Consider the following 12,573-nt stretch of genomic DNA (forward strand, 5'->3'; position numbering starts at 1 on the left):
GCGGTGCCTCAACGGCGGTTATTGGATTAAGCGCTTGCTGATGACGCAGCCCGGTCATCGGCCGAGCGATTGTTTATCTAACAGGTTGTGCAAGACGCGAGAGCCTCTTTTGTACACGGTTCCTATGACCGCTCGCGTCCAAGCCCACTTGCACAGTCGTGTATTTCTTCCACACTTAGGGGCTTGTATGACTAACGCAGTTAACGTCGCAAAGGATCAGGCGTATGTAGTTCCGTTCGAGCAGTTGCGGATGACCGATGTGGAGATTGTGGGCGGCAAGAACGCGTCCCTGGGCGAGATGATCAGTCAACTCGCTCAGGCAGGCGTTCGGGTGCCGACCGGCTTCGCTACGACGGCGCTGGCATTCCGTGACTTCCTCCATCACAACTCCCTCACCGAACGCATTGCCAAACGTCTCGAAACGCTCGACGTCGACGACGTGAAGGCGCTCGCCGAAGCGGGCAAGGAAATCCGTCAATGGATCGTCGACGCACCGCTGCAGCCGAAGCTCGAGGCCGACATCCGCGCGGGCTTCGACACGCTCCAGAACAGCTCGCCTGAAGAGCTGTCGTTCGCGGTCCGCTCGTCGGCCACCGCAGAAGATCTGCCGGATGCGTCGTTCGCGGGTCAGCAGGAAAGCTACCTGAACGTGGTCGGCGTCGAGGACGTGCTCGATCGCATGAAGCACGTGTTCGCGTCGCTGTATAACGACCGCGCGATCTCCTACCGTGTCCACAAGGGCTTCACTCACGCTGAAGTCGCGCTGTCGGCGGGCGTGCAGCGCATGGTGCGCTCGGACGTCGGCGCCGCCGGCGTGATGTTCACACTCGACACCGAGTCCGGCTTCAAGGACGCGGTGTTCATCACCTCGAGCTACGGTCTGGGCGAAACCGTCGTGCAGGGCGCCGTGAATCCGGACGAGTTCTACGTCTTCAAGACCACGCTCGCCCAGGGCAAGTACCCGATCATCCGCCGTTCCATCGGCTCCAAGCTGATCAAGATGGAATTCACCAAGCCGGGCGAGCCTGGCCGCGTGAAGACCGTCGACGTGCCGCACGAGCAGCGCAACCGTTTCTCGATCACCGACGAAGACGTGATCGAACTGGCGAAGTACGCCGTGATCATCGAGAAGCACTACGAGCGTCCGATGGACATCGAGTGGGGCAAAGACGGCCGCGACGGCAAGATCTTCATCCTCCAGGCGCGTCCGGAAACGGTGAAGAGCCAGGCGTCCGGCAAGGCCGAGCAGCGCTTCAAGCTGAAGGGCCAGTCGCAGGTCATCGTCACGGGCCGCGCAATCGGTCAGAAGATCGGCGCGGGTCCGGTGCGGGTGATTCACGACCCGTCGGAAATGGACCGTGTGCAGCCGGGCGACGTGCTGGTCGCCGACATGACCGACCCGAACTGGGAGCCGGTGATGAAGCGCGCGTCTGCCATCGTGACGAACCGCGGCGGCCGGACCTGCCACGCGGCTATCATCGCGCGTGAGTTGGGCGTGCCGGCGGTGGTGGGCTGCGGCGACGCAACCGACCTGCTGAAGGAAGGCGCGCTTGTGACCGTGTCGTGCGCGGAAGGCGACGAAGGCAAGATCTACGACGGCCTGCTCGAAACCGAAATCACCGAAGTCCAGCGCGGCGAACTGCCGCCGATTCCGGTGAAGATCATGATGAACGTCGGCAACCCGCAACTCGCCTTCGACTTCTCGCAACTGCCGAACGCAGGCGTGGGTCTGGCGCGGCTCGAGTTCATCATCAACAACAACATCGGCGTGCACCCGAAGGCGATTCTCGAGTACCCGAATGTCGATCAGGACCTGAAGAAAGCGGTCGAAAGTGTCGCTCGCGGTCATGCATCGCCGCGCGCGTTCTATGTCGACAAGCTGACCGAAGGCATCGCGACGATCGCCGCGGCGTTCTATCCGAAGCCCGTCATCGTGCGTCTGTCGGACTTCAAGTCGAACGAGTACAAGAAGCTGATCGGCGGTTCGCGCTACGAGCCGGACGAAGAAAACCCGATGCTGGGTTTCCGCGGCGCCTCGCGTTACATCGCGGAAGACTTCGCCGAAGCGTTCCAGATGGAATGTATCGCGTTGAAGAAGGTGCGCGAGGAGATGGGTCTCGACAACGTCGAGATCATGGTGCCGTTCGTGCGCACGCTCAAGCAGGCTGAAAAGGTGGTTGGCCTGCTTGGCAAGTTCGGCCTGAAGCGCGGCGAGAAGGGTCTGCGCCTGATCATGATGTGCGAAGTGCCGTCCAACGCGATCCTCGCCGAAGAATTCCTGCAGTTCTTCGACGGCTTCTCGATCGGCTCGAACGACCTGACGCAGTTGACGCTCGGTCTCGATCGCGACTCCGGCATGGAATTGCTGGCGGTGGATTTCGACGAACGCGATCCGGCGGTCAAGTTCATGTTGAAGCGCGCGATTGAAACGTGTCTGCGGCTGAACAAGTACGTCGGGATTTGCGGCCAGGGCCCGTCGGATCATCCGGATTTCGCGCAGTGGCTGACGGACGAAGGCATTGCGTCGATCTCGCTGAACCCGGACACGATCATCGAGACGTGGCAGGCGCTGGCTAAATCGTCGAAGAAGTAAGCAACGCAAACAAGCAACGCAAATAATCAATGCGCATCGTTGCGGGCCGCGGCGCCGGTGCGGTTCACCAAAGTGGACCGTAGCGCACGGTAATTGGCACCCGCTTCGTGCTATAAACACCCCGGTAGATCCGGGGTGTTTTGCTTTGTCGGCCGGAGTGGGCGCTTTAGCACTTACTCCGGTCCCATGTAGCGCAGTGGAGGTCGACGTGGCGCCAGGTGGACTGTTCTGGTGGATCGGGGCGGGCGTGCTTATCGTGCTGGAGTTGATGAGCGGCACCTTCTATCTGTTGATGATCGCGTTGGGATTCATGGCGGCGGCCGTGGCGCGCATCTCGGGCGCCAACGCCGACGTGCAGTTCGGGTTGGCGGCGCTGGTAGCGCTGGCCGCAGTACTCCTGCTGCGGCGCTCGCGCTTTGGCCGCCGGCCGCGCAAGGCGGCGGCGCGCAATCCCGACGTCAATCTGGATATCGGCCAGACGCTCGCCGTGACGGGCTGGCGTGACCGGCGCGCACGCGCCAACTATCGCGGGGCGGCATGGGATGTCGAACTCGCGCCGGGTGAGCCTGAGGATGCAGGAGTCTATGAGATCAGCGCGCTGGACGGCAGCCGTCTGATCGTCGTGGCCAGCAAACGGGCGGCAGACGCCTGAGGCGGCCATCTGAGGCGGCTACCCGCGCACAACATAACAACGCAGACCGGAAATTGGAGCAACCATGGATTCGACTATCGTCGGGGCAGTCCTTCTCATCATCGTGTTCGTGATCGCGGCGAAGACCATCAAGATCGTGCCGCAGCAGCATGCGTGGGTGATGGAGCGGCTCGGCCGTTATCACGCCACGCTCACGCCGGGTTTGACCTTCGTGGTGCCGTTCATCGACCGGATTGCGTATAAGCACGTCCTCAAGGAAATTCCGCTGGAGGTGCCGAGCCAGGTCTGTATCACGCGCGACAACACCCAGTTGCAGGTGGACGGCGTGCTGTACTTTCAGGTCACCGACCCGATGAAGGCGTCGTACGGTTCGAGCAACTTCGTGTTCGCGATTACGCAGTTGTCGCAGACCACGCTGCGTTCGGTGATCGGCAAGCTCGAACTCGACAAGACTTTCGAAGAGCGCGATTTCATCAATCACAGCATTGTGTCGTCGCTCGATGAAGCCGCTTCGAACTGGGGCGTGAAGGTGCTGCGCTACGAGATCAAGGATCTGACGCCGCCGAAGGAAATTCTCCACGCCATGCAGGCGCAGATCACCGCCGAGCGCGAAAAACGCGCGCTGATCGCCGCGTCCGAAGGGCGCAAGCAGGAGCAGATCAACATTGCCTCGGGCGGGCGCGAGGCGTCGATCCAGAAGTCCGAAGGCGAGCGCCAGGCGGCGATCAATCAGGCGCAGGGTCAGGCTGCGGCGATCCTGGCGGTGGCCGAAGCGAACTCGCAGGCGATTCAGAAGATCGCGGCGGCGATCCAGTCTGCCGGCGGCATGGAAGCGGTGAACCTGAAGGTAGCCGAGCAGTATGTGACCGCGTTCGCCAACCTGGCGAAGCAGGGCACCACGCTGATCGTGCCCGGCGATCTGTCGAATATGAGCGCGATGATCGCCTCGGCGCTGACCATCGTGAACAAGGGGAAGGGCGCAACCGAGGTGCGGTAAAGGGCCGCACCGCCGCGCGGCCGCACGGCGTTCAGGCCGGATTGCGCATCAAGCGGGCTTTCTCCCGTTCCCAGTCCCGTTTCTTCTCGGTTTCGCGCTTGTCGTGCTGCTTCTTGCCCTTCGCGAGGCCGATCTCGCATTTGACGCGACCGCCCTTGTAATGAAAGTTTAGCGGCACGAGCGTATAACCACGCTGCTCGACCTTGCCGATCAGCTTGCTGATTTCCTCGCTATGCAGGAGCAGCTTGCGGGTGCGTACAGGGTCCGGCGTGATATGGGTTGAGGCCTCGGGCAAGGGGCTGATGTGCGTGCCGATCAAAAACAGCTCGTTGTTCTTGATGACCACGTAGCCTTCCTTGATCTGCCCGCGGCCGGCCCGCAACGCCTTGACCTCCCATCCTTCGAGCACGAGCCCTGCTTCGTAGCGTTCTTCGACCGAGTAGTCGTAGAAGGCTTTTCTGTTGTCTATGATGCTCATGAATGGAAAGTGCCCAACTCGTTTAAAATCACGATTTTAGCAAAGCGGGGCAAGGAAAGCCCGCGGCGCTTGTCCACCCTTGCCACGTGCTGTCCAATTTATGGCAGATGTCCAGAAAACCGTGTTGATACGCCATTCGGCGGAACAGATGTTCGACCTCGTTACCGACGTCGCCGATTACCCGAATTTCCTTCCCTGGTGCGGCGGGGTCGAGATTCGTCGCCAGGACGAAAGCGGCATGGAGGCGCGGATCGACATCAACTTCAAGGGCATCAAGCAGCACTTCGCCACCCGCAACAGCATGCAGCGGCCTACGCGCATCGACATGGAGTTCGCGGACGGTCCGTTTCGCAAGTTCACCGGCTACTGGCGCTTCACGCCGCTGCGCGAGGACGCCTGCAAGATCGAATTCGCGCTGCACTACGAATTCACCAACATCATCCTCGAGAAGATCATTGGCCCGGTGTTCAGCCATATCGCCAACACCTTCGTCGAATCGTTCGTGAAGCGCGCCGACCAGCGCTACGGTAAGGCATGAGCGCGATGCTGTCGATCGAAGTCTGCTATGCGCTGCCCGATGAGCAGGCGCTGATCCCTGTTGAGCTGCCGCAAGGGGCTACCCTGCAGCAGGCGCTCGACGCCAGCGGCATCCTGAAGCGCTATCCGCAGATCGATCTGGAGAGGCAGAAGGTGGGCGTGTTCGGCAAGCTCAAGCCGCTCGATACGCCGCTTGCCGACCACGACCGCGTGGAAATCTACCGGCCGCTGATCGTCGACCCGAAGGCGGCGCGCCAGCGGCGCGTCGAAAAGACCCGCAAGGAAGGCTCGATCGAAGGGCGCAAGTGGACCAATCGGGATTCGCGCTAGAGCGGGTCAGTCAATGCGCCGACGCCTGTGCCTTCTCCTCGATCGACAACGTCTGCGCGCCGTCATCCCCGTGTTGCCGCACCGACCAGCTCACGCCCGCCACCAGCAGCGCGATGGCCGCCATTTCGAGCGGGCGCGGCAGCCGGTGATCGTAGATGAACGCATAGAGCAGCGCGAACAGCGTTTCGAACACGATCATCTGACCTGAGAGCGTCAGGGGCAGGCGCTTGGAGGCGGCGTTCCACAAACCATTGCCGAGCCACGATGCGCCGATTGCCAGCCCCAGATTGAGCATCCAGAAGGTATGCCAGCGCTCGCTGCCGAGCGTCGTCTGCAGGCTGCCGGAAGGCAGCACGGCGATCACAAGCCACAAGGCCGCGCCGAGCGCGCCGGTCACGACACCCCACAATACCGACCATTCGTTGCCGCTGAAATGGGTCTGGCGCTGCAGGTAGCGGGTGTTTTCGACCGCAAACCACGTCCAGCAGACCAGCGCGCCCACCGCACAGGCGAGCCCGGCGAGCTTGGTGAGGAGGCTGGTAGACGTGCCCGACGCCGCGTCGGCCGCGGTGAACACATCGACGTTGATGCAGGCGATCCCGGCCACCACCATGGCCAGCGGCCAGGCGAGGCGGGCGAGCGGTACGGCGCCGCGGTCGCGCCGTCCCAGCAGCGTGACGGTGACCGGCAGCACGCCGACGATCAGCGACGACGGCGCAATCCCGATCAGGTGGACGGCGCTGGTCAGAAGAATGTAGTAGAGCAGGTTGCCGGCCAGCGCCAGCTTGACGAGCGCGTTCAGGTCGTCGCGGGTCAGTCTCGTGACGAGCGAGCGCGCCATGGGCAGGGCGGCGGCGAGCGAGACGGCGCCGTACATCGTGTAGCGGCCGGCGCTCAGAAGCAGCGGGGAAAAATCGGGCAACATCCGCGGCACCAGAAACACCATGCCCCACAAGGCCCCGGCCATGACGCCGTACGCTACACCACGCTGCATCGACTACTCCGACATAAAACCTGAACAGGTGCGCAGGTTACCCGGTCGCCCGGGCGCTGTCTTGTTCGATCCTGCACACCTCTCTCGAAACGAAACCGGTTCGAACCCGACCCGAACGGCGAAGCGAAATTCCCCTGCCGAAAGACCCTGGAAAATCACCGGAAATTCGCTAACCTGCTGTTCGTGCAGTGAAAAAGAGGAAGGTATCGCGTATAATTCGCTTTTGCGCCTATAGGATTTGCCATGCGTCTGATCCAAACAGCACTCACGTTCGATGACGTGCTCCTCGTCCCGGCCTTTTCCGATGTTCTGCCGCGCGACACCAGCCTCAAGACCAGGCTGACCCGCAACATTTCCCTGAACATGCCGCTCGTGTCCGCCGCCATGGATACGGTCACCGAAGCTCGCCTCGCCATTGCCATGGCGCAAATGGGTGGCGTCGGCATCATCCACAAGAATCTCACGCCGGCTGAGCAGGCGCGTGAAGTGGCCAAGGTGAAGCGTTTTGAATCGGGTGTGGTGCGCGATCCGATCACCGTGCCGCCGCAAATGAAGGTGCGCGACGTCATTGCGCTGTCGCAGCAGCATGGCATTTCGGGTTTCCCGGTGGTGGAAGGTGCGCAACTGATCGGCATCGTCACCAACCGCGACCTGCGTTTCGAAGAGCGCCTGGACGAACCGGTGCGCAACATCATGACGCCGCGCGAGCGTCTCGTCACGGTCAAGGAAGGCACACCGCTCGCGGAAGCCAAGGCGCTGATGCACAGCCACCGCCTCGAACGCGTGCTGGTCATCAACGACGCGTTCGAACTGCGCGGCCTGATGACGGTGAAAGACATCACCAAGCAGACCGAACACCCGGACGCCTGTAAAGACGAACACGGCAAGCTGCGCGCGGGCGCGGCGGTCGGCGTAGGCGAAGACAACGAAGAGCGCGTGGAACTGCTGGTGCAGGCGGGCGTCGACGTGATCGTCGTCGATACCGCGCACGGTCACAGCAAGGGCGTGCTCGAGCGCGTGCGCTGGGTCAAGAAGAACTTCCCGCACGTGGAAGTGATCGGCGGCAATATCGCAACCGCAGCCGCCGCCAAGGCGCTGGTCGAATACGGTGCAGACGGCGTCAAGGTCGGTATCGGCCCGGGCTCGATCTGCACCACGCGTATCGTGGCCGGTGTCGGCGTACCGCAAGTCACGGCGATCTCGAACGTCTCGGAAGCGCTGAAGGGCACGGGCGTGCCGGTCATCGGCGACGGCGGCGTGCGTTTCTCGGGCGACGTCAGCAAGGCGCTGGCAGCCGGCGCGAGCGCCGTGATGATGGGCAGCATGTTCGCCGGCACCGAAGAAGCGCCGGGCGACGTGTTCCTGTATCAAGGCCGCCAGTACAAGTCATACCGTGGCATGGGTTCGGTCGGCGCAATGAAGGACGGCGCAGCAGACCGTTACTTCCAGGACAACTCCGCGAACATCGACAAGCTGGTGCCGGAAGGCATCGAGGGCCGCGTCGCCTACAAGGGCTCGGTCACGGCGATCCTGTTCCAGCTGATCGGCGGCGTGCGCGCCAGCATGGGCTACTGCGGCTGCCGCACCATCGCCGAGATGAACGACAAGGCGGAGTTCGTGCAGATCACCGGCGCGGGCTTGCGCGAGTCGCACGTCCACGACGTGCAGATCACCAAGGAAGCGCCTAACTACCACGTGGACTAATCGCCCATGAAGCCCTTGCTGCGCGCGGTACTGATCATCGATGCCTTGCTGTTGCTGGCGTTCGGCCTGCTGTTCCTGCTGACGCCCTGGACCTCGCTGTACAACGCGCTGCAACTGGTGCAGACGCAACCCACGCTGGTTGGACAGGGGCTGGGCATCACGCTGATCGGACTCGCGTGGCTGGCTTTTCATGCGTCGATCGACGGTGCGCTGACCTCGACGGTCGCCAAGGTCGTCGGGCATGTGAACTGGCTGACCGGTCTGCTGATGCTGGTCTGGCTGATCGGCATGCATCGGCCTGAGTTGACCGGCTTCGGTCAGTTGGTCGCGGTGCTGGCGGGTGTGGTGCTGGTCGTGATCGGTCTCGGCGGTGTGCGGCTTTCGGGTGCGGTCCGCCGCCGCGAACGCTTGCGTGTGGCCGAGGCGGCCGCTGCGGAGCGGGCCGAAAAGCAGGCCGCGAAAGACGCTGCGCGAGGGCGCGACGCGGTGGGCTATCGGGCTGAACCGGTGGTGCAGCCCGTTGTCGTGGAGCCCGTGGTGCCGCCGGCCACGCGTCCAGCCAATCCGATCAGCCCTGCAACCGGCCATCCGGTCGAGCCGGACTTTGCTGCTGCCAACCGGCCGGGAACGCTTTCGGCGAGTGACGTCGAAGCGCGTAGCTCTGCAGCGGATGCGCCGGGCGCGCCAAGGCCGCCGTTCCATGGCTGAACGGCTGACGCGGGCGTCCCGCCACGCCATCTGCCGAAGCTTCCGGATTCCGTCTGCACGCGTGCTGCACGGTGCGTCTGCGCGATGTCAGATACCGCGTTGCCCAACATGGCTCGCCGTGGCCAGGGCCGTTTTGAATTCAACGCCGCGCCTCGTGCGCGGCTTTCCTTATCCGTTCACTTTAGATTCCGTCCGCTGCCATGCATGACAAGATCCTGATTCTCGACTTCGGTTCGCAAGTCACTCAACTGATTGCACGTCGCGTCCGCGAGGCGAACGTGTACTCGGAAATCCATCCGTACGACGTCGATGCGTCGTTCATTCGCGACTTCGCGCCGAAGGGCGTGATCCTGTCGGGCGGCCCGAGCTCGGTCACGGAGACCGATACGCCGCGCGTGCCGCAAGTGGTGTTCGAGCTTGGCGTGCCGGTGCTGGGCATCTGCTACGGCATGCAGGCAATGGCCGAGCAGCTCGGCGGCAAGGTCGAAAACGGCCATGTGCGCGAGTTCGGTTACGCGGAGGTGCGTGCGCGCAATCATACGAGCCTGCTCGACGGCATCAGCGACTTCACCACGCCGGAAGGTCACGGCATGCTGAAGGTGTGGATGAGCCACGGCGACAAGGTGCTGGAAATGCCGGCGGGCTTCCAGTTGATGGCTTCCACCGAATCGTGCCCGGTCGCGGCGATGGCCGACGAGGCACGCCATTTCTACGGTCTGCAATGGCACCCGGAAGTGACGCACACGGTGAAGGGGCGCGCGATGCTCGAGCGCTTCGTGCTGAAGATTTGCGGCGCGCAGCCTGATTGGGAAATGGGCCACTACGTCGACGAAGCGGTTGCGAAGATTCGCGAGCAGGTGGGCAAGGAGCATGTCATCCTGGGTCTGTCGGGCGGCGTGGATTCGTCGGTGGCGGCGGCGCTGCTGCATCGCGCGATTGGCGATCAACTGACCTGCGTGTTCGTCGACCATGGCCTGCTGCGTCTGAACGAAGCCGAGCAGGTGATGGCGACATTTGCGGACCACCTCGGCGTGAAGGTGATCCATGTCGACGCAAGCGAGGTGTTTCTCTCGAAGCTCGCTGGCGTGACCGATCCGGAAGCGAAGCGCAAGATCATCGGCGCGGAATTCGTCGAAGTGTTCCAGACCGAAGCCGGCAAGCTGACGGATGCGAAGTGGCTCGCGCAGGGCACGATTTATCCGGACGTGATCGAATCGGCGGGCAAGGGCAAGAAGGCCACGCAGACCATCAAGAGCCACCACAACGTGGGCGGCCTGCCGGAGACGCTGAATCTGAAACTGCTCGAGCCGCTGCGCGAGCTGTTCAAGGACGAAGTGCGCGAACTGGGCGTGAAGCTCGGCTTGCCGCCGGCAATGGTGTATCGCCATCCGTTCCCGGGCCCGGGTTTGGGCGTGCGGATTCTCGGCGAAGTGAAGCGCGACTTTGCGGATCTGCTGCGCCGCGCGGATGCCATCTTCATTGAGACGCTGCGTACGACTATCGATAAGGAAACCGGCAAGTCCTGGTACGACCTGACGAGCCAGGCGTTCGCGGTGTTTCTGCCGGTGAAGAGCGTGGGCGTGATGGGTGATGGGCGCACGTATGAGTATGTCGTGGCATTGCGCGCCGTGCAGACGCAGGATTTCATGACCGCGCATTGGGCGCATCTGCCGCATGAGCTACTCGGCCATGTGTCGAACCGGATCATCAATGAAGTGCGGGGGATTAACCGGGTGGTTTACGACATCTCGGGGAAGCCGCCGGCGACGATTGAGTGGGAATAGGGATTCTCCCTTTTAAATAAAAAGTTTTCGTAAGTGACAAACGACTCGCGCCATTCAAAACTGGCGAGGGTCGTTATTAATCCAGGGGGGGGGCGAGGTCTCGCTCCGGTCTTAGGGGCGTCGCAAACTGGCTATACGTCAACAGTGACCGAAGTCGTATCTGTTTCGGATAAAGGAGTGTCGATCGGTGCGTCGGGAGCGTCATGCGGTCAGGATGTGCTGTGTTAACTCACATTCTCCATAAATATTATAAAACGCGAGCCATATGGAAAGCGTGCAATGCAGTGGGCGGTAGACAAATGCGTCTCGATCTGATCGGGCATGCAATAGCCAATTTCTAACGGGAAGTGCACGCATCGCCCGTGAATGGGGTTTGCCATAGCGAATTGCTTCACCTCCTCGGTCGAGTCAGTTGCGCAACCGGAAAAGTTTCCAATAAATGGCTCAAAAAATTCAATGAAACCGTCAGCGCCCTGATTTCCTCCCCAGAAATCGGCGTTCTTGATGTTGTAGAGACCGCGGTCGCCATAGTGTTTAATCATATCTGCGAGAACGGCTTGATTGGATGATATGTCTTTGTCGCTATGAGGCGGCTCTCGCACCTCGATGAACCGGTATATGGTTTTGCCATTCAGAATTTTTTGCCGTTCTCAAGGTTGATGAAAAGTTTAGGCTCGCTGTCCAGAATTTCTAATGCGTTGAACGCATATTTGCGCCATGAACTGTCTTTCAGGCGTTGGTTGATGCTGTGCCGTATTGGGTCGCGTGAGGGCATGGTGATTTTCTATGGTAGCTGCGTCATCGCAGTGGGGGGAGGCTGCCGGTTGACTGTACGAGGCTCATCGTCATAAAGAAATTTACCAGCGGAGTGGTCTGCGATCCATACCCGCACGGCGTCGAGTCGTTCGATCAAGTCAGATAAGATCGTTGATCGATATGTAATCTTCGTGATACATTAAAGGAATTAGAGACTCAGGAAGGTTGCAACATGCCAACCCCTCACGCTCCTTCTGCCGGCGTCCGGCGGGCGCTGCGCAAATTGGGCGTCGATATTCACGACGCGCGTCGTCGCCGCCGGTTGACCATGGCTGTGATTGCCGAGCGGGCCTTCACGTCGAGAGCGACCTTGCAGCGCGTCGAGGCGGGCGATCCCAGCGTGAGCATGGGCATCTATGCGGCAGTTCTGCAGGCGCTTGGGCTTCTGGATGGCCTACTGGAGGTTGCTGACCCCGCTCGGGATACAGTGGGGCAGTCGCTGGCAACCGCGGCGTTGCCTCAGCGCGTCCGGCTGCCCCGTATCAGGGGGAAGAGTGATCATGGCTGATGTCGAGGTGTATATCGATCTCGACGGCACGCCGCGACCAGTGGGGTTGCTCAGACGCCATGCATCGCGCCGGGAAGAAACGGTTACGTTCGAATATGACGAGACCTGGCTGGCCGACGACGAGCGCTTTTCGATTGAACCGGCGCTGGCGTTGACGCGCGGCGTCTTCCCGCCACCGCCTGATCAACCCATCTTTGGTTCGATTGGCGATTCGGCGCCGGATACCTGGGGGCGCCGCCTCATGCAGCGTGCGGAGCGTCGACAAGCCGAACGGGAAGGACGGCGCGTTCGCACGCTCGGTGAACTGGATTATCTGCTGGGCGTAGCTGATGAAACGCGCCTGGGCGCGCTGCGATTCCGCTGGAGCGGAGAAGACGAATTCCGGGCATCTGTGCCTACTGGTGTGCCCGCACTGATCGAATTGGGGCGGTTGCTTCAAATCACCGAGCGCATCCTGCGGGACTAGGAAACC

The 12,573-nt window shown here is 61.8% G+C and carries 13 protein-coding genes; 10 read left to right on the plus strand and 3 right to left on the minus strand.

All coding sequences use genetic code 11. The features are described 5' to 3' along the window. The first annotated feature begins 187 nt into the window (after positions 1 to 187). The 3 genes from ppsA (at position 188) to P3T42_RS00180 (ending at position 4,242) form a co-directional block, all read left to right on the plus strand. Positions 188 to 2,593, plus strand: coding sequence for a phosphoenolpyruvate synthase (gene ppsA / locus P3T42_RS00170; protein ID WP_074299602.1), 2,406 nt, complete (start codon positions 188 to 190; stop codon positions 2,591 to 2,593). A 208-nt stretch (positions 2,594 to 2,801) separates the two neighbouring features. Then, the gene (locus tag P3T42_RS00175) at positions 2,802 to 3,245 is read left to right on the plus strand and encodes an NfeD family protein (RefSeq protein WP_074299600.1); all 444 of its coding nucleotides are present in this window, start codon (positions 2,802 to 2,804) and stop codon (positions 3,243 to 3,245) included. A gap of 64 nt (positions 3,246 to 3,309) precedes the next feature. Then, the gene (locus tag P3T42_RS00180) at positions 3,310 to 4,242 is read left to right on the plus strand and encodes an SPFH domain-containing protein (RefSeq protein WP_074299598.1); all 933 of its coding nucleotides are present in this window, start codon (positions 3,310 to 3,312) and stop codon (positions 4,240 to 4,242) included. A gap of 31 nt (positions 4,243 to 4,273) precedes the next feature. On the opposite strand, the gene smpB is transcribed toward P3T42_RS00180, so the two are convergent. Beyond that, positions 4,274 to 4,720 (minus strand): SsrA-binding protein SmpB, encoded by a 447-nt coding sequence (gene smpB / locus P3T42_RS00185; protein ID WP_074299595.1) that lies wholly within the window; start codon positions 4,718 to 4,720, stop codon positions 4,274 to 4,276. A gap of 100 nt (positions 4,721 to 4,820) precedes the next feature. Between smpB and P3T42_RS00190 the strand changes: the two genes are divergently transcribed. Together P3T42_RS00190 and P3T42_RS00195 are read left to right on the plus strand one after the other, a co-directional pair. Beyond that, a complete protein-coding gene (locus tag P3T42_RS00190) occupies positions 4,821 to 5,258 on the plus strand; it encodes a type II toxin-antitoxin system RatA family toxin (RefSeq protein ID WP_074299593.1) in 438 nt (145 codons plus the stop codon). Next, positions 5,255 to 5,587 (plus strand): RnfH family protein, encoded by a 333-nt coding sequence (locus tag P3T42_RS00195; protein ID WP_074299591.1) that lies wholly within the window; start codon positions 5,255 to 5,257, stop codon positions 5,585 to 5,587. The genes P3T42_RS00190 and P3T42_RS00195 overlap by 4 nt, the downstream gene beginning before the upstream one ends. A gap of 10 nt (positions 5,588 to 5,597) precedes the next feature. Here P3T42_RS00195 and P3T42_RS00200 read toward each other — a convergent pair whose 3' ends face one another. After that, the gene (locus P3T42_RS00200; protein WP_429304830.1) at positions 5,598 to 6,581 is read right to left on the minus strand and encodes a DMT family transporter; all 984 of its coding nucleotides are present in this window, start codon (positions 6,579 to 6,581) and stop codon (positions 5,598 to 5,600) included. A gap of 243 nt (positions 6,582 to 6,824) precedes the next feature. Here P3T42_RS00200 and guaB point away from each other — a divergent pair, with 243 nt between their 5' ends. The 3 genes from guaB (at position 6,825) to guaA (ending at position 10,777) form a co-directional block, all read left to right on the plus strand. Then, positions 6,825 to 8,285 carry an IMP dehydrogenase gene (gene guaB, locus P3T42_RS00205; protein ID WP_074299587.1) on the plus strand — a complete coding sequence of 487 codons (1,461 nt, stop codon included), beginning with the start codon at positions 6,825 to 6,827 and terminating at the stop codon, positions 8,283 to 8,285. Between the two features lie 6 nt (positions 8,286 to 8,291). Further along, positions 8,292 to 8,993, plus strand: coding sequence for a hypothetical protein (locus tag P3T42_RS00210; RefSeq protein ID WP_074299585.1), 702 nt, complete (start codon positions 8,292 to 8,294; stop codon positions 8,991 to 8,993). A 200-nt stretch (positions 8,994 to 9,193) separates the two neighbouring features. Next, the gene (gene guaA / locus P3T42_RS00215; protein ID WP_074299583.1) at positions 9,194 to 10,777 is read left to right on the plus strand and encodes a glutamine-hydrolyzing GMP synthase; all 1,584 of its coding nucleotides are present in this window, start codon (positions 9,194 to 9,196) and stop codon (positions 10,775 to 10,777) included. A gap of 224 nt (positions 10,778 to 11,001) precedes the next feature. On the opposite strand, the gene P3T42_RS00220 is transcribed toward guaA, so the two are convergent. Next, positions 11,002 to 11,319, minus strand: coding sequence for a hypothetical protein (locus tag P3T42_RS00220; RefSeq protein ID WP_429304831.1), 318 nt, complete (start codon positions 11,317 to 11,319; stop codon positions 11,002 to 11,004). A 446-nt stretch (positions 11,320 to 11,765) separates the two neighbouring features. Here P3T42_RS00220 and P3T42_RS00225 point away from each other — a divergent pair, with 446 nt between their 5' ends. Next, complete coding sequence (locus P3T42_RS00225; protein ID WP_074299554.1) at positions 11,766 to 12,101, plus strand: helix-turn-helix domain-containing protein; 336 nt, start codon at positions 11,766 to 11,768, stop codon at positions 12,099 to 12,101. Further along, a complete protein-coding gene (locus tag P3T42_RS00230; RefSeq protein WP_429304832.1) occupies positions 12,094 to 12,567 on the plus strand; it encodes a HipA N-terminal domain-containing protein in 474 nt (157 codons plus the stop codon). Before P3T42_RS00225 ends, P3T42_RS00230 begins: the two co-directional genes overlap by 8 nt. Positions 12,568 to 12,573 lie beyond the last annotated feature (6 nt).

Source organism: Paraburkholderia sp. GAS38, assembly GCF_050434965.1.
GTDB classification, from domain to species: Bacteria; Pseudomonadota; Gammaproteobacteria; order Burkholderiales; family Burkholderiaceae; genus Paraburkholderia; species Paraburkholderia phenazinium_A.

What these genes read in the sequence shown, in the direction of transcription:
- P3T42_RS00220 (WP_429304831.1), bottom strand. Translation starts at nt 11,319, where the DNA reads ATGATTAAACACTATGGCGACCGCGGTCTCTACAACATCAAGAACGCC.
- P3T42_RS00230 (WP_429304832.1), top strand. Translation starts at nt 12,094, where the DNA reads ATGGCTGATGTCGAGGTGTATATCGATCTCGACGGCACGCCGCGACCA.
- ppsA (WP_074299602.1), top strand. Translation starts at nt 188, where the DNA reads ATGACTAACGCAGTTAACGTCGCAAAGGATCAGGCGTATGTAGTTCCG.
- P3T42_RS00210 (WP_074299585.1), top strand. Translation starts at nt 8,292, where the DNA reads ATGAAGCCCTTGCTGCGCGCGGTACTGATCATCGATGCCTTGCTGTTG.
- P3T42_RS00190 (WP_074299593.1), top strand. Translation starts at nt 4,821, where the DNA reads ATGGCAGATGTCCAGAAAACCGTGTTGATACGCCATTCGGCGGAACAG.
- guaA (WP_074299583.1), top strand. Translation starts at nt 9,194, where the DNA reads ATGCATGACAAGATCCTGATTCTCGACTTCGGTTCGCAAGTCACTCAA.
- P3T42_RS00200 (WP_429304830.1), bottom strand. Translation starts at nt 6,581, where the DNA reads ATGCAGCGTGGTGTAGCGTACGGCGTCATGGCCGGGGCCTTGTGGGGC.
- smpB (WP_074299595.1), bottom strand. Translation starts at nt 4,720, where the DNA reads ATGAGCATCATAGACAACAGAAAAGCCTTCTACGACTACTCGGTCGAA.
- P3T42_RS00195 (WP_074299591.1), top strand. Translation starts at nt 5,255, where the DNA reads ATGAGCGCGATGCTGTCGATCGAAGTCTGCTATGCGCTGCCCGATGAG.
- P3T42_RS00225 (WP_074299554.1), top strand. Translation starts at nt 11,766, where the DNA reads ATGCCAACCCCTCACGCTCCTTCTGCCGGCGTCCGGCGGGCGCTGCGC.
- guaB (WP_074299587.1), top strand. Translation starts at nt 6,825, where the DNA reads ATGCGTCTGATCCAAACAGCACTCACGTTCGATGACGTGCTCCTCGTC.
- P3T42_RS00180 (WP_074299598.1), top strand. Translation starts at nt 3,310, where the DNA reads ATGGATTCGACTATCGTCGGGGCAGTCCTTCTCATCATCGTGTTCGTG.